12 protein-coding genes are annotated in these 21001 nt (G+C 42.9%); 6 read left to right on the top strand and 6 right to left on the bottom strand.

All coding sequences use genetic code 11. The features are described from left to right. Positions 1-5: 5 nt before the first annotated feature. From ABYU67_RS00880 to ABYU67_RS00870, 3 genes are all read right to left on the bottom strand, one after another. On the bottom strand, positions 6-1463 hold the full coding sequence (locus tag ABYU67_RS00880; protein ID WP_372843082.1) for a TolC family protein: 1458 nt from the start codon (positions 1461-1463) through the stop codon (positions 6-8). A gap of 261 nt (positions 1464-1724) precedes the next feature. Then, complete coding sequence (locus ABYU67_RS00875; protein WP_372843081.1) at positions 1725-8054, bottom strand: BapA/Bap/LapF family large adhesin; 6330 nt, start codon at positions 8052-8054, stop codon at positions 1725-1727. A 64-nt stretch (positions 8055-8118) separates the two neighbouring features. Further along, complete coding sequence (locus tag ABYU67_RS00870) at positions 8119-9093, bottom strand: OmpA family protein (protein WP_372843080.1); 975 nt, start codon at positions 9091-9093, stop codon at positions 8119-8121. A gap of 442 nt (positions 9094-9535) precedes the next feature. Here ABYU67_RS00870 and ABYU67_RS00865 point away from each other — a divergent pair, with 442 nt between their 5' ends. Further along, on the top strand, positions 9536-10234 hold the full coding sequence (locus ABYU67_RS00865) for a hypothetical protein (protein ID WP_372843079.1): 699 nt from the start codon (positions 9536-9538) through the stop codon (positions 10232-10234). A 322-nt stretch (positions 10235-10556) separates the two neighbouring features. Here ABYU67_RS00865 and ABYU67_RS00860 read toward each other — a convergent pair whose 3' ends face one another. Together ABYU67_RS00860 and truC are read right to left on the bottom strand one after the other, a co-directional pair. Continuing rightward, entirely contained in the window at positions 10557-10835 is a 279-nt protein-coding gene (locus tag ABYU67_RS00860; RefSeq protein WP_372843077.1) for a peptidylprolyl isomerase, read from the bottom strand. 275 nt (positions 10836-11110) lie between these two features. Beyond that, the gene (gene truC, locus ABYU67_RS00855) at positions 11111-11863 is read right to left on the bottom strand and encodes a tRNA pseudouridine(65) synthase TruC (RefSeq protein ID WP_372843075.1); all 753 of its coding nucleotides are present in this window, start codon (positions 11861-11863) and stop codon (positions 11111-11113) included. A 181-nt stretch (positions 11864-12044) separates the two neighbouring features. On the opposite strand from truC, the gene ppc reads away from it, so the two are divergent. Next, positions 12045-14825, top strand: a complete 2781-nt coding sequence (ppc, locus tag ABYU67_RS00850) for a phosphoenolpyruvate carboxylase (protein WP_372843073.1) — start codon at positions 12045-12047, stop codon at positions 14823-14825. 188 nt (positions 14826-15013) lie between these two features. Here ppc and ABYU67_RS00845 read toward each other — a convergent pair whose 3' ends face one another. Further along, a complete protein-coding gene (locus tag ABYU67_RS00845) occupies positions 15014-15739 on the bottom strand; it encodes a GntR family transcriptional regulator (protein WP_372843071.1) in 726 nt (241 codons plus the stop codon). A gap of 338 nt (positions 15740-16077) precedes the next feature. Between ABYU67_RS00845 and ABYU67_RS00840 the strand changes: the two genes are divergently transcribed. From ABYU67_RS00840 to ABYU67_RS00825, 4 genes are all read left to right on the top strand, one after another. Further along, positions 16078-17367 (top strand): SLC13 family permease, encoded by a 1290-nt coding sequence (locus ABYU67_RS00840; RefSeq protein ID WP_372843070.1) that lies wholly within the window; start codon positions 16078-16080, stop codon positions 17365-17367. Positions 17368-17871: 504 nt separating this feature from the next. Then, positions 17872-18912, top strand: coding sequence for a Bug family tripartite tricarboxylate transporter substrate binding protein (locus ABYU67_RS00835; protein WP_372843069.1), 1041 nt, complete (start codon positions 17872-17874; stop codon positions 18910-18912). 118 nt (positions 18913-19030) lie between these two features. Beyond that, positions 19031-19486 carry a tripartite tricarboxylate transporter TctB family protein gene (locus ABYU67_RS00830; RefSeq protein ID WP_372843068.1) on the top strand — a complete coding sequence of 152 codons (456 nt, stop codon included), beginning with the start codon at positions 19031-19033 and terminating at the stop codon, positions 19484-19486. 5 nt (positions 19487-19491) lie between these two features. Then, positions 19492-20994 carry a tripartite tricarboxylate transporter permease gene (locus tag ABYU67_RS00825; protein WP_372843067.1) on the top strand — a complete coding sequence of 501 codons (1503 nt, stop codon included), beginning with the start codon at positions 19492-19494 and terminating at the stop codon, positions 20992-20994. The last annotated feature ends 7 nt before the right edge of the window (positions 20995-21001 follow it).

Here is a 21001-nt window from a genome sequence, read left to right as displayed (position 1 = left end):
ATTTGTCACTTCTTCCGCTCTATTATAGTATTTTGATCAACGATGGGCGTGACACTATAATCTTCGTTTAGCATAATAAAATTGCCATTATTAAGGCTGTCTTCTATATTGTCAGGCAGCCTAATTTCTATATAATCCTCTTCTGCATAGTCTTCTTCTGCATAGTCCTCTTCTGCCGCCGGTATATAACCCATGCGCTTGGCGGATTGTTTTTCTTCTTGATGGTGAATCCAGTCTTTTACAGGATCTAATGGTTTAAATAATGTGACTGGCGCACGATTGTGTCCATACTGTTGCCATGGCATACTGCCAAAATCTACTTGGAGACGATAAAACGCGCCTAACATATCTGCTCGCGTCTGCACCAATTGTATTTGATACTCATTGTGCTCACGAACTGCGTTTAGCACCTCTAACCAAGATTTACGTCCAGCAATAAACTGGCGACGATAGGAGCTGACGACAATCTGCGCCCCCGCTACCGCCGCAACTAGTGAGGTCTCGCGATCTCTTGCGCTCACAAATTGCTGATACTGCACCTGTACGTTTTCTATGACGCGCCGACGTGCTGCTTCTTGTGTTTGTACCAAGCTACTCACTTGCGCCTGCGAGGCACGGGATAGGGCTAGATTAGAAAACCCTGCGCCCGGTGCATAACTTAGCCCCAGTGAGAACTTACCTTTATTTTCTTTGTCTTCATGATAGTAAGCGTGCTCGTATTGAGCATACACGGTAGGATATTTAGAGGCTTGCTGAGCCTCAACGCCTTGTTTTGCTGACTCAATTTGAAAGTGCTCTTTTACTACGGTGGGATTATAGAAACCGGCTTGCTCAAACGCCATACTCTCAAAATTGGTAGATTGTTGTTTGGCTTGATTGACGAGTGCTTTGATATTAGGTAAGCTCATCACGCTACTTTGCGACAAAGGCTCGCCGACAATTTGCTCAAGTCGCGCAGCCGCGATGCGTTGCTGCTCCACCGCCGCTTGATAAGCATTTTGCTCCTGCAATATACGGTTAGTCACTAAATCAAGTTCGATACGCGCAGAGACACCCTGTTTGACACGGCGCTGCATCATGGCTTCAAACTCATTCAATTCTTTTAAACCATCGATATGCACGCTTTGTTTGGCAATGGCTTGGATATAAGCTTGCCAAGCATCAATCGTGGTCTTGGCGACGAGATTTTGCTGCTCATAGACGTACTCAACGGCCGCCTTGTCATCAAATATGGCTTGATTGACATCAGCAGTGAGCTTACCACCTGTCCATAATGGCTGGCGAATGGTCACTTGTGAGACAAAATCATTGTCTCTATCATAGCCTGAGCTTATGCTTGGGGTTGGTAATAGATTCAATTTTGCTGCATTAATACCTTCTGTGGTTGCCTGTTGATTGGCGCGCGCTGAGCCAACCAAAGGATGCGTCTGAACTGCATGTGTAATCAAGGTATTGATTTGCATATCTGTTACTGCAGCCTGCGTAGTTATAGCAAAACACATGCTGGTAGCTAAGAGTATTAGCGGTCTACATGGTATTAAACCAGAAAGTAAGGTTCTTTGGTCTGACAGTTTTTTCATATTAGGTTTCAATAGCCAACTCTATAAATATATTTTGATACGAATAATGGGTCGCGATGGTTCACATATCACTTTTTACAACCACTCAGCACTAAGTGTAAAAAACGCTTCCCTATTGGAAGCGTTTTTTAGATCGCAATATCATCAGATAATATTGGCAATCTCAGTATCAATATAAACCTGAGAAGATAGGTTATTATCTATCTGCCATACATCATAAGTTTGTCCAGTATTATCATTGACAGTTTGTCCCGTTTTACTCCAGTCACTGCCTTGAAGATTTACTGTGTCATCACTATCGCCTCTAACATAAATCGGATTCGACATTTCAGCGCCAGTCACATCCTCATCTCCAATATTTAAGGTATTTGCAGCCGTACCGCTAATATCAATCACGTCAGTTTCAAAAAAATCTGACAAACTGATGGTTTGACCAGAACCTGTCAAAGTAAAAGTATCGGAACCTTCATCAAGATGATGCGAGGATGAAGCATAGATATCATCTAGATAGACAGTATCTTTACCGATAGCTCCAATGCTATAGCTTGCAATATTAGCACCTGCTACCTGCCACTTGATGCTGCCTAACAACTCAGTCAGATCGGTCGCTGCGACCTGTAACAGCGCTTCATATTCAGCATTGCCATTACGGTCTACCATGAGAACACCATCTTGATACTTAAGATAATTGCCTATGTTAGCTGCTGTTTGGTTGCCATCGAGCAAGCCTGTGATATCAATTTGATCGCCTTGGGCCGCACTAAAGTCACTCCAAATATCCAGACCGTTATTACCATTGCCGCCGTTTTCTGTACCTAGATTATCAAAGACTAAAGTATCAGCGCCTGCGCCCATTATGAAGCTATCGTTAGCAGCAGAGCTGACAGCAACATCATTATGAATAGAGGCGGTTACTGTTTTACCAACGTTAATCTCTAACGTTGCTGTCTCTTTGACACCTGTCACAGAAACAGTCTCATAAGTAAAGCGCTCTATCCCAAAGCTCTCACCATTTGGTAGATAGCTATAGCTACCATCTTTGTTAACCGTCAAGGTGCCATACAAACCTTCGATATCAATTGATTTAGCCCCTTGATTTGGATCGCTAATAAACACTGATTTACTGCCAACTTTTAGCTCAGAGATATTACCTATACCTGCATCATTACCAAGTAATACGCCAGTTACTTCAGCGGGTGACGAAGCACTATAATCCTCTGAATGAATGACTGTAGTATCAAAACCGATGCTCTGCAAGTTGCCTTTGTTCGTCGTAATCGTGAGTGTATAACTGCCTGCTGGCAAATCAGGTAATGAATCGCTCAAGGACGCTCCTGCCTTTGTACCCTTGACTGACCCAGTAAATCTTTGACCAGTTGTGGTATTTAACAAAGTATAAGTGATGGTGACATTATCACCAAAAGCGATATTAGTAGATCTGGCAGTCGCTTCTATGATAACCGGAGCGGCGGCATCATGTTCAGCGATCTCAAACTCTTTAGTGTAAGACTTGCCATAATTACCTACTTTATCTGGCTCATTAAAGGTGATATTGGTGACGGTATTCTGCGTTTGTACCGCCACTTCATTAAAATCATCAACCGCCGTATGCGTGCTAATCTTGATGTTTAGCGTTTCAACAGCAGCTTTACCGTTTGCGTCTTTGGTTACCAATCTAAATGAGTCTACCGCACCATATGGCGGCTGCCAATTAGGATCACTAGCGTTATTATTTACGCTATAGGTGTAATCGCCATTTGCCTCTATTGTGAGCTGCCCATATTTGCCTTGGTAAGTCACTGGTGTATCTGATGTGACAGACTCTTCACCAACCTTAAGTATAACTTTGCCCGCATCAGGGGTGGCGTCGCCTGTTATCTCACCCATAAACTTGGAGGGCTGGTCATAATCATAGATGATATCGCGATCCACATATAAGCCATTACCACTGAGCACCCCAACGCCGCCTGCGGTTAATAACACAGCTTTATAGTCGCCTGCACCAAAACTTAGCGTCAAAGGATCTGACTTGCCACCAAGGAATGGCACATTAAACCAGTTTTTCTCGAAATGTACTTGTACATATTGTCCCGTATTTTCGTCAAGCTTATAGACGGCCATACTATAAGTTTTTGCAATATCTACGCCGCCCCCACTACCATGCAAGGTAAGCTCGCGCACTTGATTATCACCAACCGTAAATTCAAGTGGCGGCTTGCCGCCTAATAGTTCAAGATCAAGCACGGACGATGAGCCAAAGCTCAAATCAAGAACCCCAAAGCCGACAGCATCTTTAATCTCAGAATCGGTTGTATCTAAGATGACCGTTGGTTCAACATCAACAATCAAGCTCTGATCTATCTTGATTTGCTTGTCAACGGGAAGAATATTTAATTGAATATTAAGCTCGGCAGAAGCAGTATTGCCATCAGGTGAGGTAATAGTATAAGTAAAGCTCTCTTCACTGCCATAGGGTCCACGGAAGTCTTCATTAACCCTATATTCATAACTACCGTCAGGTGATATGGTCAATGTGCCATATTGTCCTTCAATCGTTGTCTCGCCTGATTCAAGAGTTTGTGGTGCGCCATTAGATGATGTGATGGATGTCACCGTAGTACCAACTGGTAGCTCATCATAACTAGAGCTTGCATCATCATCTGCTAAAATATTTCCTGTCACTGAACCACTCACCGCTGTTGCTTGGGAGTAATCTAAGACGGTATCTTCTAGGAATTTTAAGGTATAACCTGTCAGCGCTGAGATCCCTTCATTACCAGACATAACAAAGAGCCACTGACCTTCATCCAAGCTAAAGTTGGCCTCTTTGGACACGCCCCCTAGTAAATAAGACACTACCCAATTTTCTTTAACAGCCTGCAGCTCCCATTCGTTGGTAGACTCATTTAATTTGTATAAGTTCAGATTCATGGTGCCTGCGACTTGTACGCCGCCTGCATTACCTTGAACGGTGACTTCACGGACTTGATCCTCACCTACATTAAGCACCACTGAATTTTTGACGACATCAGCGACAACGCCTGCACCTAATACAGGACCTAAACTTGCGCCGACAACGGTAAAACCTGTCTTATTCAAATCTGATGGCGTATCATTTTTTATCTCTAATGGCGTCGCCGTTATCTGAAAATCAACAAAGTTATCAGCAGCAGCGATGATTTCATCTGTATTGACAGTATATTCCTTAGTTGTATTTACTGTGCCCGTGTTACCCGCCGCATCAGTTGCTGTAACACTGACATCAATAGCCTTATCAGCATCAGCGACTAATTCAACACCTGGAACCTCAATACTAAATTTACCAGCAAGATCCACCACACCTGTATAGTCAATACCATTAACCGTTATCTTAACCGCATCTCCTTCACTATAATCACCTGTCACGCTACCAGTGACTGCGATATTACCTTCAGCTTCTATCGCATTAATGACGTTATCAGCAGTCACGTTATCAACAATAATCTCAGTAGTACTGGCATCAGGGGCAATGGTATCAATGTTAATCGTCGCACTAGTCACATCAGCGCTGCTTGTAGATTTTGCAGTCAGAGTCTCTAATCCTTCTCCCATGGCAGCAATGCTCTGAGGAGCGACTGGGATACTCCATTTATTATTCTCATCCACAATTGCAATACCGATGATATCGCCTGCTTGGTTGGTTAATGTGATGGTATCACCTACCACACCCGTGCCTGTTACGTTAAAGCCCGTATCTGCTTCTTCAGCATTGACGATATCGTCACCTGCAATTGGCGAGGTAATGGTTAATTGATCTGCAGGAACAATAGTAATATCAGCGGTTTCAGAACTGACGTTGCCCGCTGGGTCTTTGGCGGTAATCGTCAAAGTTTCTAACCCTTGATTCATATTGGCAACGTCTATTTGCGTGACCGCAATTGACCATTTGCCATTAGCTCCTACGATAGCTGTACCAATCTTACCATTTGTTCCATAGGTTAAAGTAATGGTGTCGCCTGCCGTACCTGTACCTGTTACCTTAAAACCTTGAGCTGCCTCGTCAGCATTGACAATATTATCGCCTGCAATCGGCTTATTGACGGTTAATGAAGCAATGGTATCTACCGTTACTGTCACTACAGGCGCACTCTCACTCACGTTACCAGCAGCATCTTTCAGATTGTAACTGAGATCATGCTTACCTTCCGCAAGCGCTACTTGCGGTGTTAATGTCACGTTGCCATTATCTGGGTTGGTGACGGCTATCGATGGCACCACTTTTCCATCAACTATCAACTGCGGCGTCCCTTTAGCCGCTTGCGCCGCAGGAATAGTGATACTTGGCGTATTATCGTTGGTGACATCACCAGCTTGGATTATTTCTGGTGGATTTAATATGTCTCCACTACCATCATTGGCAACGTTGTCTGTGACGATGGGCGCTGTGGTTGGGGCATCTGGGGCGATGGTATCCACAGTCACGTCTACTGGGATACTTGGCGCACTGCTGTTACCCGCCTTATCTGTGACAGTAGCTACGATAGTATAGCCACCGTCAGCGGTAATGCCATTTAGGTCATTGGGTATCGTAACTTCTGAGAAGCCAGCTGCTGCTTCAGGACCAGTGACAGTATGAGTGATCTGTATGGGCGCTCCACCATCCACTGGGGTCACAGTTAGGGTGATACTATCCCCCTCTAAAGTACCTGTCGGCAATGTGACTTGGGTTTGGATACCATCAGCCATCTCCTGTGCGTTGACACCGTTTTCAGCTTCTGGAATAGCAACGACAGGGGCAACTTGAGTGGCGCCGTCTTGACCGCCAGGCGCTTCGGTGTCAACCACACCCAAGTCTTTGGTTAAGGCTTGAGATTGATTGCCTGCAACGTCTTTGAGGGTGGCGGTGATGGTGAGTGAGTCACCCTCCGCTGGGGCGGCGATGTTGACGGTGACTTTTTTGGCGGTGATGTCATCAAGCGTTAAGCGTTGCTCTTTACCATTGACGATCACCGTGTCCCCTGCTTTTGCAGTCTCTGGTAGACCAATCACGACGGCCACAGTGTTGTCCGCGCCTATCTCTTCTGCGTTTAAGAAGCCATCGTCGTTACCAACAAGGATGCTGGTTGGGGCATCTGGGGCGGTTAAATCAGGGGCGGCGGCGTTGGTTGGGTCAGATTCGTTGCCTGCTTTGTCTGTCAAGGTGGCGTCTATCTGTTCACCATTCACCAGGGGCGGCACTAAGGTCACGGTAAAGTCACCGTTTGCATCTACCACGCCTTCACCGATGAGGGTGCCATTTGAGTCTGTGATTTTAACGTTGGTGTCAGGTTCTCCTTTACCGGTGACGGTGCTGCCATCACCACTGACCGCGACATCGGTTGGGGCATCAGGCGCTTCGGTGTCAACCACACCCAAGTCTTTGGTTAAGGCTTGAGATTGATTGCCTGCAACGTCTCTGATGGTGGCGGTGATGGTGAGTGAGTCACCCTCCGCTGGGGCGGCGATGTTGACGGTGACTTTTTTGGCGGTGATGTCATCAAGCGTTAAGCGTTGCTCTTTGCCATTGACGATCACCGTGTCCCCTGCTTTTGCAGTCTCTGGTAGACCAATCACGACGGCCACAGTGTTGTCCGCACCGATCTCTTCGGCGTTTAAGAAGCCATCGTCGTTACCAACAAGGATGCTGGTTGGAGCATCTGGGGCGGTTAGATCAGGGGCGGCGGCGTTGGTTGGGTCAGATTCGTTGCCTGCTTTGTCTGTCAAGGTGGCGTCTATTTGTTCGCCATTCACCAGGGGCGGCACTAAGGTCACGGTGAAGTCACCGTTTGCATTCACCACGCCTTCACCGATGAGGCTGCCATTTGTGTCGGTGATTTTAACGTTGGTGTCAGGTTCTCCTTTACCGGTGACGGTGCTGCCATCACCACTGACCGCGACATCGGTTGGGGCGTCAGGCGCTTCAGTGTCGATTGGCGGTTGATTATCATTGTTGTTACTTCCGCCACTGCTGCCTAAAGCAGCACCCAATACCCCTATTCCTGCCAAACCAGCTAACCACGGCAATGCATTAAAACCTTCAGCCTCTGTAGCACCTATCCACCAAGGCGCGACTTGTGGATTACCGCCTAGTGCTTGACCCTGCATTTCACCCGACTGTAGCTCAGTGACGTAATCGCCAACTTCACCAGAATCAGGAATATAATAATAGTAGCTGCCATCTTCAGCAATACCGATCAGAGCACTATCGACATTATCATAGAACCCTTCAATAATAAGATCAGGATTTTCATTATTGTCTTCAAAAGAAATATGCAACGCTTTATCTATACGCTTGGTAACGATATGGTTTGGTGCGCGGCCCGTAGTCTCATCAATTAGCTCGTAGTTCACTTTATCAACGGCTTTTATTATTGTAGGTTTACCGTTTTGTGTCACGACCTTGTGTTCTGTGATAGTTGTGGTTTGGGCATTTACTTTGACCGTTATAGTGCTCATGACATCATCCTTAATTAACTAATTCTAAATAAAAAACCTATCGATATAGAAGTAATGCATTCGTTTAGTTGTTTCCTTGGCTAACGATAGCAACAACTCGTCGGTTGTTTTGACGACCCTTTTCAGTATCGTTGGTATCCACTGGCATCGTTTCACCGTACCCTACAGTGCTTAAACGTATCGCCTCAATACCATACTGGTCTACTAGAATATCTTTAACCATATTTGCCCGAGATTTTGAAAGCTTTAAGTTATAGCTTTCAGGACCTTTATTATCTGTATGACCTTCTAGCGTGACGGCCGTCTGCGGATAAGCTTGAATAAAATTGGCCATTCCTGCTAACACTGCAGAGTGCTTACTATTTATGCCTGTGCTATTGAAATCAAACAGCACATTAAACTGCGTAGGGTTTTGAATTTCCGTTTTATCTGCCGTAGGGGTCGTGAGCTGATTTTGAGGTGAAGTTAGCATGGGTTCAGATGTTAAGACATTACAGCCTGACAACACCCGACTAATCTGATGATTCTGACGTGTCATTTGATTTAATAATACCAATGCTTCATCAGCTGGTATCTGCTGGATAACAGGATTACCTGCTGCTGACAAAACAACTTGTAAATAAGTGGTTGTTTGCGGTAGAAACTGATAGTTTTTAGAATTAGAAATAGCTTGACCACTTTCTTGGGAAGGTTTTTCTACGGTAATGATTTGATCGCCACTACAAACAACGGCATCTGAATAATGTCCGTTTTGAAGACTGACATGAAAAGTATTTTCAGATCCCATTCCTATCTTGACATTAGGTAGTCGCCCGTCATCATTCGAATTGCGGAAAAAGACCACCCTACTTTCATTAACTGCTAGATTATTATCAGTAGGTACATGAAATAGCTCGCCATTTTTTTCCCAAGTCACGGGCTTAGTTTGATGGCTTGTATTAGAGCTAGAAAGTGTCGGTTTAGTTTTTACGGTTTGGCAACCGACTAGACCAATTGCTGAACAAACCACGGTTGATAACAATATAGTTCTGCGATCCATAGCATCTTATTCCAGTCAATGAAAAACTTAATATATAAAAATAAATATTTGATACTTTATTAGATTTAGCTAGATTTTACTAAAAAAGTATGCCCCAGTAAAAATCAATAGCTAACTTTTACTGTAGCGTTCACTTTATTATATCCACCTATATTTATAATGCAATTGAGAGCATTTAGTCCAGCACACACTTTATCTTTGAATATATGATAAAACCTATTTTGATGTCACTAAGATTAAATGAAAGAATGTTTTTATAAAGATTACATAAGCAATCCTAAAACAATGGCATTATTATTGCCTGATTTTCTACAGATTTAATTTATAAATTTGATTAATAAAACTTGTAATACCAATTTCTAAAATTAGAAAATCTTATTAATTCTTTTATATAAATATACGCTGCTAATACACTCTCATATTAAAAAAAGGAGGTTTTTCTATGATGGCTAAATTCTTTGAAAAGTGGTCAGCAGCGCTAGTATTTGCAATACTTCTGCATCTAGGAATCATATTTATTTTTTATATGAATTGGCATGAAGATCGTACAGATCATATAGAGCATAAACAGAAATTTATTGAAGAGACTACTACCAGTGCTACTGTCGAAAAGCCTTATATGCCCGTTAAAACTCAAGCTCAGATAATCACGTTAAATACTGCAAAAAAACATCCTATTAGTGACAATACTAAGGAAGAAATTTTGAGCGCTAATAAAGAAAACAGCATTAGGTCTGAAGGAAAAATACTTAATAAATCTTTAGAGATGGATGCTTCTATCCCTACTTATGAGATAGAATCAGAAACGATAAGACATCAAAACTTACAAGAAAATAACAATAGTTTAGAAAAAAAACCAAAAGTTAATGGACTGGTTAGCAATTATTCTAGAGATGTTTTAGCTGATGTTAAAGGTGATGTAGGCTTACTTAATATAGACACACCGACATTAAGTTCAAAACCTAATAAAGAGAGAGAATTTGATCTTATAAAGTCTGAGCTAGAAGAAACAAATGAGAAAATCAGCGATGCTATTAATCAAGTTAAAAAGCGCAATCAACAAAAGATAGATAGGATACAACAGCAAAATGATGGATATATTCACAATAACGAGAATAAAGATTTGATTACTAACTACTAATAGTCTTGAATAAATTTTTATAAAAGAGTAGATATTTTTATAAACAAACCTCTTTTAAAAATATTAAAAAGCTCCAGCCTAACGACTGGAGCTTTTTTATCAGGACAATATAGGATGTCAGAGAATACATCAGGCTGATATACTTAATTCAGTATTAAAACGATTAGCAGGACTGGGATGATTTTTACGCAGCCTCTGTCGGCGTAGGCGCAGCACGCCAGAAAAATTTATACCAGTTCCGCGTTGCAATATAGCGTATCTGTTTTACTGAGAATTGACTATATCAACAGAAGCTTTGATACTATCGCTTTATTACTATCGCTTACGTTCTATAAAGTACTTTGACCACATGCCAGCCAAATTTGGTTTTTACTAAGTGTGGGGTGAGGAGTTCGCCGTTAAAGCAGATTTTATCAAATGGCGGTACCATGTCGCCTTGTTTAAACTCACCTAAGCTACCGCCTTTTTTACCTGATGGGCAAATTGAGTATTTCCTAGCCAATACATCAAACATATTGCCTTTTTTAAGCTTGGCAATAATATCTTCCGCTTGCTCTTTGTCTTTTACTAAAATATGTAATGCGCTAGCTGTACGAGCCATAAGGTAACCCCTTTATAAAATATCGATTATCGGGGCATTATATCACTACTGACCTTAGTTTCTAACCTCACTTATCTGCGCGATAGTCGATTCCAAATAAAACAGATACGCTATATCGCAACGCGGCACAGGTATAAGTATTTCAGTATTTATATTATCTAATGCCATAAGAAATTGCTATAAATTTACGCTGCTTACGCTTCGGTACTCTTTATTCAAGCACTCTTTATTCAAGCACTCTTTATTCAAGCACTCTTTACCCAGATACTCTTTAATCAGACACTCTCTATCCAAGAAAACTCTGCCATAATGCGCAGCCATTGATCGTCTAATCCAGCTGTTAGCAACAACGGCACACCAGTGACCGGATGGCTAAGCGCTAAAGTCTGGGCATGCAGCAGCATACGTGTGCAACCATATTGAGTACGAAAAAACCGGTTATGGCGTCCATCGCCGTGGCTGGTATCCCCCACTATATGATGGAATACATGTCGCATATGCCGACGCAGCTGATGCTTGCGCCCTGTCACGGGCGTCAAACGCATCAGACTATAGCGGGTGGTGTCATGCTTTTTTGACACAGCAAATGGCAGCTCAACTTGTGCTAAGCGTTGCCAATGGGTCACTGCCTCTTGTGCAGGTTTGTCCAAGTTGGCGAACTTATCGGCGATGGCATCGGGCTGAAAGCTCAATGCATAGTCAATAGTACCCTGCTCGGGCATAAAACCGCGCACCACGGCTAAATACTGCTTATTCACTTTGTGTTCAGTAAAGGCCTCGGTAAGGCTACGCGCCACGGCCGAGCTCTTGGCAAACAGTAAGACGCCTGATGTTGGCCTATCCAATCTATGTACCGGAAAAACATGGCAACCTACCGCATCACGGGTGAGCTGCATGGCAAAGCGCGTCTCACCTTTATCCAGCCAACTGCGATGCACCAACAGACCGGCCTCTTTATTAATCGCCACCAGATATTCATCTTCATAGATAATGTCTATTTGGTCTGCGCTGCCGCTTTCGATATCCATTTTTTATTACCTTGACTTCAGTTATCACAATTATATATCTGCTGCCTGCTATCTGCTATATATCCTTTTATCCATCACTGTAAACATAATCCGCTAACTTCTTTAATATACGAAGTCGCCCATGCTACACTTTATTCGCCGCTTCACTCTTTTTTAATTCATTTGATAAGAAGGTTCAAGGATGATAGTAGACAATAATGTATTACGTGAACGTATCAGCTTATTAGGCTCATTCCTAGGAGATGCGATTTCTCGCCAGACGGGCGAACAAACCCTTGATACTATCGAAACCCTGCGCAAAGGTTTTATTCAACAACGCCGCGCGCCTAACGAAGCGAACAAGCAGCAGCTCATCGACTTCATTGCTTCTCTAGACAATCAAACCTTAAAAAATGTCATCCGCAGCTTTTCTATCTATTTTTTCTTAGCCAATCTAAGTGAAGAAAACTACTTGCGCGAGCAGCGTCATGCCCTACGTATGCAATCCGATCAAAGCTGGGAAGGCTCGTTTCGTCGTACACTACTTGAATGCCGTGAGCGCAATGTTGAGCCCGCTCAAATGCAAGAGCTCATTGAGCAACTAAAATTCATTCCTGTTTTTACCGCCCACCCTACTGAAGCACGTCGCCGTACGACGATGAATCTATTGCAAAGCCTGTTTACGCATAGCGATGCCTTAAACAATCTTGCAGAAGACAGCTTTGCTTACGAACAAGCAAAAGAGAAAACAGCGCAAACGATTGATCTGCTATGGTCCTCTGATGAAGTGCGGACGCGTAAGCCTTTAGTTTATGATGAGATCAATAACGGTCTGCACTATTTTAATGCCAGCTTATTTGCTGCCATCCCCAAAGTTTATCGTAATATCAAAAACGCCATTATTGATATCTATCCTGAGCTAACAGATTATCCATTACCTGCCTTTATGAGCTTTGGCTCTTGGATCGGTGGCGACAGAGATGGCAATCCCTTTGTCACTCATGACACCACAGAAATGGCAGTATTAATGCATGCGGATACTGTGATACGTCACTATCAAGTGCTGCTCAAGAAACTACGCCGTGAGCTTATTCACAGCGATACCATTGTCAAGATTGCGCCTGACGTTTATGCTCGTATAAAAGCGTACGCCACTCTCGATCAAAAAGTATTTTATTATAATCCTGACGATTACAACAATGAGCCGTACCGCAGATTGTTGTCGATTATTCTTGCCAAAATAAAAGCGACCAATCGGCTGATTCAGAGTAAAGGCTGTGACAGCGAGGCGAAAAAAGATGCCTACGCCAATCCACAAGAACTATTAGAAGACTTACGCATCATCCGTCAAAGTGTCAATACTCACGACAGCGCACATAGCGAAGGCTTATTACTTGATGTGATACGCCTAGTCAAAACCTGCGGCTTCCATTTAGCAGCGCTCGATATTCGCCAAGAGTCGTCTTATCATAGTGAAGTGATTGCCGATATCTTTGCCAATGCTTCAAATTTGCCAGACTATCAAACGCTGGGTGAAACCGAGCGTCAGGAATGGTTAACTCGTTTATTAGAGAAGCCCGGTACACCGCTCATTTATACTGATAACTTAAGTGATAAAACCCGCGAACAATTGGCATTGATGCACTCTGTGGCGACCTTGCGTAAACTGGTTGGACAAGATACGTTTGGCAGTTATGTGATTTCGATGACCAATAACGCCAGTCAATTATTAGAAGTATTGCTGCTGATGCGCTTTGCAGGCTTATGTAGAGTAGATGACGAAGGGCAACTGTCTGCCGACTTACCAGTAGCACCCTTATTTGAAACCATCGAAGATCTTAAAAACATCGATAAAATCTTACCTGCCGTGTTGGACAATCCACTGTATCGAGGGCTACTTGCGCACTCAGATAATACCCAAGAAATCATGCTCGGTTATTCGGACTCTTCAAAAGATGGCGGTATTATTACATCTGCATGGCAGCTCTATAGTGCACAGCAGACCATTAACCGTATCGCTGAAAAATACGGCATCAAAACACGCCTGTTTCATGGTCGCGGTGGCTCAGTCAGTCGTGGCGGCGGCTCAACGCATAAGGCGATTGCTGCTCAGCCCGCAGGGACACTACATGGAGAAATTAAAGTGACCGAACAAGGCGAGGTCCTGTATGCCAAGTATGCCAATACTGACACCGCTGTATTTGAGCTCACCATGGGTATCACGGGCACGCTTAAAGCTTGCTCTTCAAGGTTTGTGGTGCAACCGCCAGAGTTGCCACATTATGAAGCGCTCTTTGCGCGCTTGGCAGATGCAGGTGAACAACGTTACCGTACGCTTACGGATCATACCGAAGGATTCTATCAGTTCTACTCGCAGGCAACGCCGGTAGCAGAAATCTCATTATTAAATATCGGCTCACGCCCCGCGCACCGTAACAAAGGCTTGCCAAGTAAAACCACCTTACGTGCCATTCCTTGGGTATTTGGTTGGTCGTTAGCGCGCTTTACTTTACCTGCTTGGTATGGCGTCGGCAGTGCCTTGCGTAGCGTCATCGATGATGAAGCGCTAATGAAAGAGATGAATGACTGCTGGCCGTTTTTTAACGTCTTTATCAGCAATATTGAGATGGCGTTTACCAAGTCTGATATGAGTATCGCTCAGGCTTATAGCCAACTATGTGACGATGAGAGGTTACGTGAGCAGATTATGACAGCGGTGACAGATGAGCATAATTTGACTTATTCAGGTTTAAACTCCTTGCTTAATCAGACGTCATTATTGGCGCATCAGCAGAATCTTGCCGCTTCCCTTGAATGGCGAAATGCGTATTTAGATCCAACCAACTATATCCAGATTGAGCTGTTAAAACGTGCCAGACAAAAAGAGGCGACATGCAATACTAACCATGATGACCTCGATGTTGAAGACCCATTAATCCGTAGTATCAATGCTTTGGCAGCCGGTCTACGCAATACAGGCTAGTTTATAAAAGCATAAAATAGATGCCAAAAAACAGTACTTTTAGTCTCTTCTAAAAGTACTGTTTTTTATCCTCTTATCGCAAGCGATTGCTTAATGATGAAATGGGTTTTACAGATACTTAGATAAGAGCACTTAGATAAGAGCACTTAGATAAGAGCACTTAGATAAGAGCACTTAGATAATAGTGCTTAAATAATATTGATCTCATAGCTGAACTTCTCTGCCAGTCCATAGGATTCTCTATACTCGATAGGGTCGCCTTCTAGATTCTTTGCGATGCGGCAGACTTTAACCAAGTTTTCTTGCTTAGTATTGCCCAGATAATCGTCGCTATGATCGGTTATAAAATACAGTGTCTCTACCGCAGATGACACAAACTGACCACACTTGGTATAGTAAAATGGATAAAGAAGATTCTCAAAATCCTCGGGATTTAGGGTTGCAAAAGCTTGAAAGCGACTCTTCGGCAACCAAATTTTTTCACTTAATAAGACTCTGTCTTCCGCCATACGCAGACGCTCTATATAAATAAGAGCCTTATTTTTACTTATATTTAGTTTTTTATTGATGTCCTCAATACCGTCGATGACTGTGATTTTTTTGATGACGCCCGTCGGTGTGACATAGCTCGCTTCTTTATCACGGAACTTAAAAAACCTTAGTAACGAGCTTGCAAAGTCTGGGCGTCTTAAAAAAGTGCCCTTACCTTGCTGTTTTATTAGCACACCATCTTCTACCAATTTTTCGACAGCCTTACGGACTGTTCCTACAGATACTTCATACTTATCTGCAAACTCCTGTTCCGTCGGCAAGGGCGTGTTTTCATCCCACTTACTCTCTGTCAGTAACGTTTGTATATGCCACCTTACTTGCTCATAACGCGGCATTTTAAATTCTTTAAAGTTATTTAGCATTGTTTTCACCACAGTGGAAAGGTTTTTATTAACTGCTTCGATCACATCAAGTACTGCTATTGCTATAAAACGGCGTTATTATTGATCAGCTTCTCTTAATCTTTTAGCGCATGCGATAGATATCATCTTAATACTAAAGCATTATTATGTTTTTATGATTATCTTTTCTAATGACTGCCAACTTTTTTGCTATTATTCTACGCACATATATGTACTTTAGACTTATAAGATTTTTCAGGCTAAAAACCTCTGTGTCAATATTAGCGTAAGGCTCTTTACTCTGTAAAAACTGCTATGGTTTTTTATAGAATTCATACAGTTAAGGTCAAGGAGTAATCGTGACGCTTTATATTCTAGCCGCCATCGTAATATGTATCATTTTGGGCTATACCACTAAGATTAATATTGGCCTATTTGCTATTGCATTCTCATATCTGATCGGTTGTTTCGGTATGGGGATGAAGGCACAGGAAGTGATTGAGCTATGGCCACTCAAAATTTTCTTCGTTATTTTTGCCGTGACTCTTTTTTATAACTTCCCTCTCGCTAACGGTGCTTTAGAAAAACTATCTAATCATTTAATCTATAAGTGCCGTCACTTTCCCGCATTCCTACCTTTGGTTATTTTCTTGGTAGCCACAATTATTGCAGGCTTAGGGGCTGGTTATTATACGGTCTTAGCGACGATGGCACCGATGATTCTGCTATTGTCTAAACGCACTAACTTGAACCTTGTTATTGCTACTTTATCAGTGAACTATGGTGCCTTAGCGGGTGCCAATTTTATCACCTCACAAAGCGGTGTCATTTTTAGAGAGCTTATGCGCGGCGCAGGCGTCGCAAATGACAATACCTTTACCTACGTGTTAGGGATCTTCGCTGCTACCTTTGTCATGCCTGTGGTGCTACTGGGCGCTTACAGTGTTTTCAATGCCAAAAATAGCAAAATTGCATTTCAGACGATCATGCCAGAACCCTTTGACAGTAAGCAAAAACAGTCTCTTATACTGATTTTTATTATGATGGCTATTGTACTTATCGTGCCCATTTTAAACCTACTCATGCCACAAGTATCAGCGATTCAGTTTTTGAACGCTCGGATTGACATCGGTTTTATCGCCATATTTTTTGCTTTAGTGAGCTTGTTTTTAAAATTAGGCGATGAAAAAGCAGTGATTGCTTTGATACCTTGGAATACCCTCATTATGATTTGCGGCGTCGGTATGTTAATCAGCCTTGGAGTAGAAATAGGCGTTATTTACGAGCTGACAGAATGGCTAAGTACCAATGTACCTATCTGGATGATACCGATTTTAGTCTTTGTGATTAGCGCCATGATGTCGATATTTGCCAGTACACTAGGGGTAATCGCCCCGACCTTATTCCCTATGGTCCTGCCTCTAGCCGTTGCTTCTGGCCTAAGCCCTTTATTACTATTCACCTGTATTGTGGTAGGCGCGCAAAGCTCATCACTGTCGCCCTTTTCATCAGGAGGTAGCCTGATGTTAGGCGCGTCCCAAGTCGTTATAAACAAAGACAGACTTTTTAATGCGCTATTATTCAAGGCCGTACCTTTAGATATTGGTGTTGGCATACTGGCGATTTTAATCATTCAGCTAATATTTTAACGGCTCATAGGCAAAATATAGCGTGATTTTTTAAAATATTGACACCTGCTTGCTATATTTTGCTCTCAATATCTTTATTTTTCTTACTAAATGCATAACTTCCTAATCCGTTGTTCTAGCCTCGAAATAGTACTGATATCGACATGATTTTTACTACATCTCTATAATCCCCATCATCACAAATCTCGCCAACTCTTTGTTCTTACTAGACTTTAATACCTTTTATTGGAGGCGTTAAAGTCTTTCTTTTGTTCTCTATATCGATATTTCAGAAGACGCTATATCGCCTTATATTTGACATATTACTATAAAATTCATATATACATACATATGTTTCTTGTTATTTTCAAAATATTCTGTTACTTTTGGCAAGTGATAAATCTCTAGTGTTACGAAGTTTAGTCATCTCGTTATTCGAGTGCTCACTTCACCTGTAACAACTTGCATATTTTAGCCAAAATTCTACTGAATTTTTACTGTAAAAATACACACAAGGAGTGTCGTGTGAAAAAACTATCCTATCTGGCTCTTGGCCTGTCGATCTTATCTTTGAGCGCTTGTAACAATGCAAACGAAACGGCCAGTACAGATGCGACTGCCGCAGATGGCTCAACTGAGCTGACTGCCCCTTCACGTCCAGAATGTATCGCACCTGCCAAACCAGGCGGCGGCTTTGACTTAACCTGTAAGCTTGCCCAAGCTGGCTTACGAGATACAGGAATCTTAAAAGATCCGATGCGCGTCACCTACATGCCAGGCGGCGTCGGCGCTGTTGCTTATAATAAAATCGTTGCCAATGATCGTGACAATGGCGATGCGATTATTGCCTTCTCTACCGGCTCTATCCTTAATTTATCGCAAGGTAAGTTTGGTAAATTCACTGAAAAAGACGTGAAATGGCTCGCGGGTGTTGGTACTGATTATGGCGCTATCGCGGTCAATGCAGCCTCTCCTATTAAAGATTTGGCCGGCTTAGTTGCTGAGCTTAAAAAAGATCCAAAAGCGATCAGCTTCGGTGCTGGTGGTAGCGTTGGTGGTCAAGATTGGATGCAAACGGCCATTTTAGCCAAAGCCGTTGGTGTTAAGCCTAGTGATATGACTTATGTTGCCATGGAAGGCGGCGGCGAGGCGATCACAGCGGTAATGGGCAATCATATTACTGTCGTTAGTGCTGGTATTGCCGAGATTATGCCGCAAGCCAATGCAGGTAAATTGCGTGTATTAGCGGTGTTTACAGATGAAAGATTGGGCGGCACGATGACCGACATCCCAACTGCCAAAGAGCAAGGCTATGATGTGACGTGGCCTGTCGTTCGTGGTTACTACATGGGACCAGACGTGAGCCCTAGCGCTTATAACTGGTGGAAAGAGGCGTTCGATAAGATGCTTGCTGATCCAAAATTTGCTGAGATACGTGAGCAACAAGAATTACTGCCCTTCTCTATGACTGGTGATGAGCTAGAAGCTTATGTATATAAGCGTACGGGCGAGCTGCGTGAGCTATCTGCCGAGTATGGTCTGGTTGAAGCCGCACCAACCAAATAATTACGTTAAGACTTAACAACCTTTAGCAATTGAATATCAAATATTTTGGTATTTTTCAAAGGGCTGGCAGGATGTCTATCTGTCAGCCTTTTGCCCTAAAACTCAAGGAGTGTTCCTTATGACAATGGAACGTCTGTTTTCCGGACTCATGGCGCTGGTCAGTATATTCTTAATATACTTAGCCATTGGTTATGTTGCCCCTATTGCTTATGACCCAATTGGTCCTCGTCCTTATCCTATTTTAATCTTTTCCCTACTTGCCTTTGGCTGCTTAGTTGTGGCCTTTCGCCCCGCTAGCTTTACTAAAGCGATTGAACTGGGGTTAAACAAAACCATTATCCGCAATCTTATTTTATGCGCGCTTACCTTATTGGTCTATGGGCTTATTTTTGAAGTGTTGGGCTTTATTCTTGCCACTATTGTGATGTCTTTCGCCGTAGGTTTATTATTTGCCGGTAATCCTCTAAAAAGCTTTATCTTCTCAGTTGTGATCAGTATCGGCCTATATGTCTTATTTGACCTATTTTTAGATGTCAAATTACCACTCGGATTGTTGTCAGGGATAATAGGATAGCCAATATGGATACTTTTGATTTTTTGATGCATGGTTTTGCTGTTGCATCTACCCCAAAAAACTTACTGCTTGCACTGATTGGCGCTTTTTTAGGTACGATTGTAGGCATGTTGCCGGGTCTTGGTCCGATCAACGGGGTGGCGATTTTACTGCCATTTGCTTTTGCGCTTGGTTTACCACCTGAGAGCGCGCTCATTTTGCTAGCAGCCGTTTATCTTGGCTGTGAGTATGGTGGTCGTATTTCTGCCATTCTTATTAATGTACCCGGTGATGCCGGCGCTATTATGACAACTTTGGATGGCTATCCATTGGCGAAGCAAGGTAAGGCTGGTATTGCCCTGTCTTTATCTGCTGTCAGCTCTTTCGTTGGCGCCACTATTGCAACTATCGGTGTGGTGCTATTTGCTCCTTTATTAGCAAAATGGGCAATCTCATTTGGACCCGCTGAATATTTTGTATTGATGGTATTTGCTATCACATGCTTAAGTGGTTTGGTAGGTGATCAGCCAGTTAAAACGGGTATTGCCGCATTAATTGGTCTGGGTCTAGCAACCGTCGGTGTCGATGCCGTTACTGGTATTTATCGCTTTACCTTTGATTCGGTCAATCTGTCTGATGGTATCCAATTTACCACCATCGTTATTGGTTTCTTTAGTGTGAGTGAGATTTTAATCTTGCTAGAAAAAACCACGACGGGTCATAAGATTATTGAACAAGGCAAGCGCAGTTTATTGAACTTTAAAGAGTTTACGTTTGCTTTTGGCGCTATGCTACGTAGTGGTCTGATGGGCTTTGTGGTTGGTATTTTACCAGGTGCGGGCGCGACTATTGCCAGCGCCATGACTTATGCTAGTGAACGCAAAATCGCTGGTGACAAAGGGACTTTTGGTGACGGCGATCTTCGCGGTGTTGCATCGCCAGAGGCGGCAAATAATGCCTCAGCTTGTGGCTCATTTGTGCCAATGTTGACACTAGGGGTGCCAGGTTCGGGTACGACAGCGGTCATGATGGGTGCATTAACACTATATAACATCACACCGGGTCCGCAGTTATTTACTGAGCAGCCAGATATCGTCTGGGGTCTGATTGCCTCATTGTTTATCTGTAACGTGATTTTACTCATCATGAACATCCCATTAGTAGGATTATTTGCAAAATTACTTGATGTACCAAACTATATCTTGATACCAGCCATCGCTGCGGTCAGTTTCGTTGGGGTATATTCTATCCATAGCACGACCTTTGACTTGGTGTTTATGGTGGGGCTTGGTGTCTTTGGTTACTTCTTACGCAAACTAAACTTCCCATTATCAGCGCTGATTTTAGGTTATGTACTGGGCGAGCTGATGGAATCTAACTTAAGACGTGCGCTATCTATCTCTCAAGGCGAATTGGCTATTTTATGGAGCAGCCCTATCACAGTAGTACTGTGGCTACTGGCTATCTTGATGGTATTTATGCCAGTCATACGTAGTATCTACCGTAGAAAATTTAAGCCTGCTATGTAGATTTTAG

The organism is Psychrobacter sp. (assembly GCF_041554015.1).
In the GTDB taxonomy this organism is placed as follows: Bacteria; Pseudomonadota; Gammaproteobacteria; order Pseudomonadales; family Moraxellaceae; genus Psychrobacter.
The sequence above is the reverse complement of the archived record's forward strand: the minus strand, read 5'-3'. Positions and strand labels throughout refer to the sequence as shown.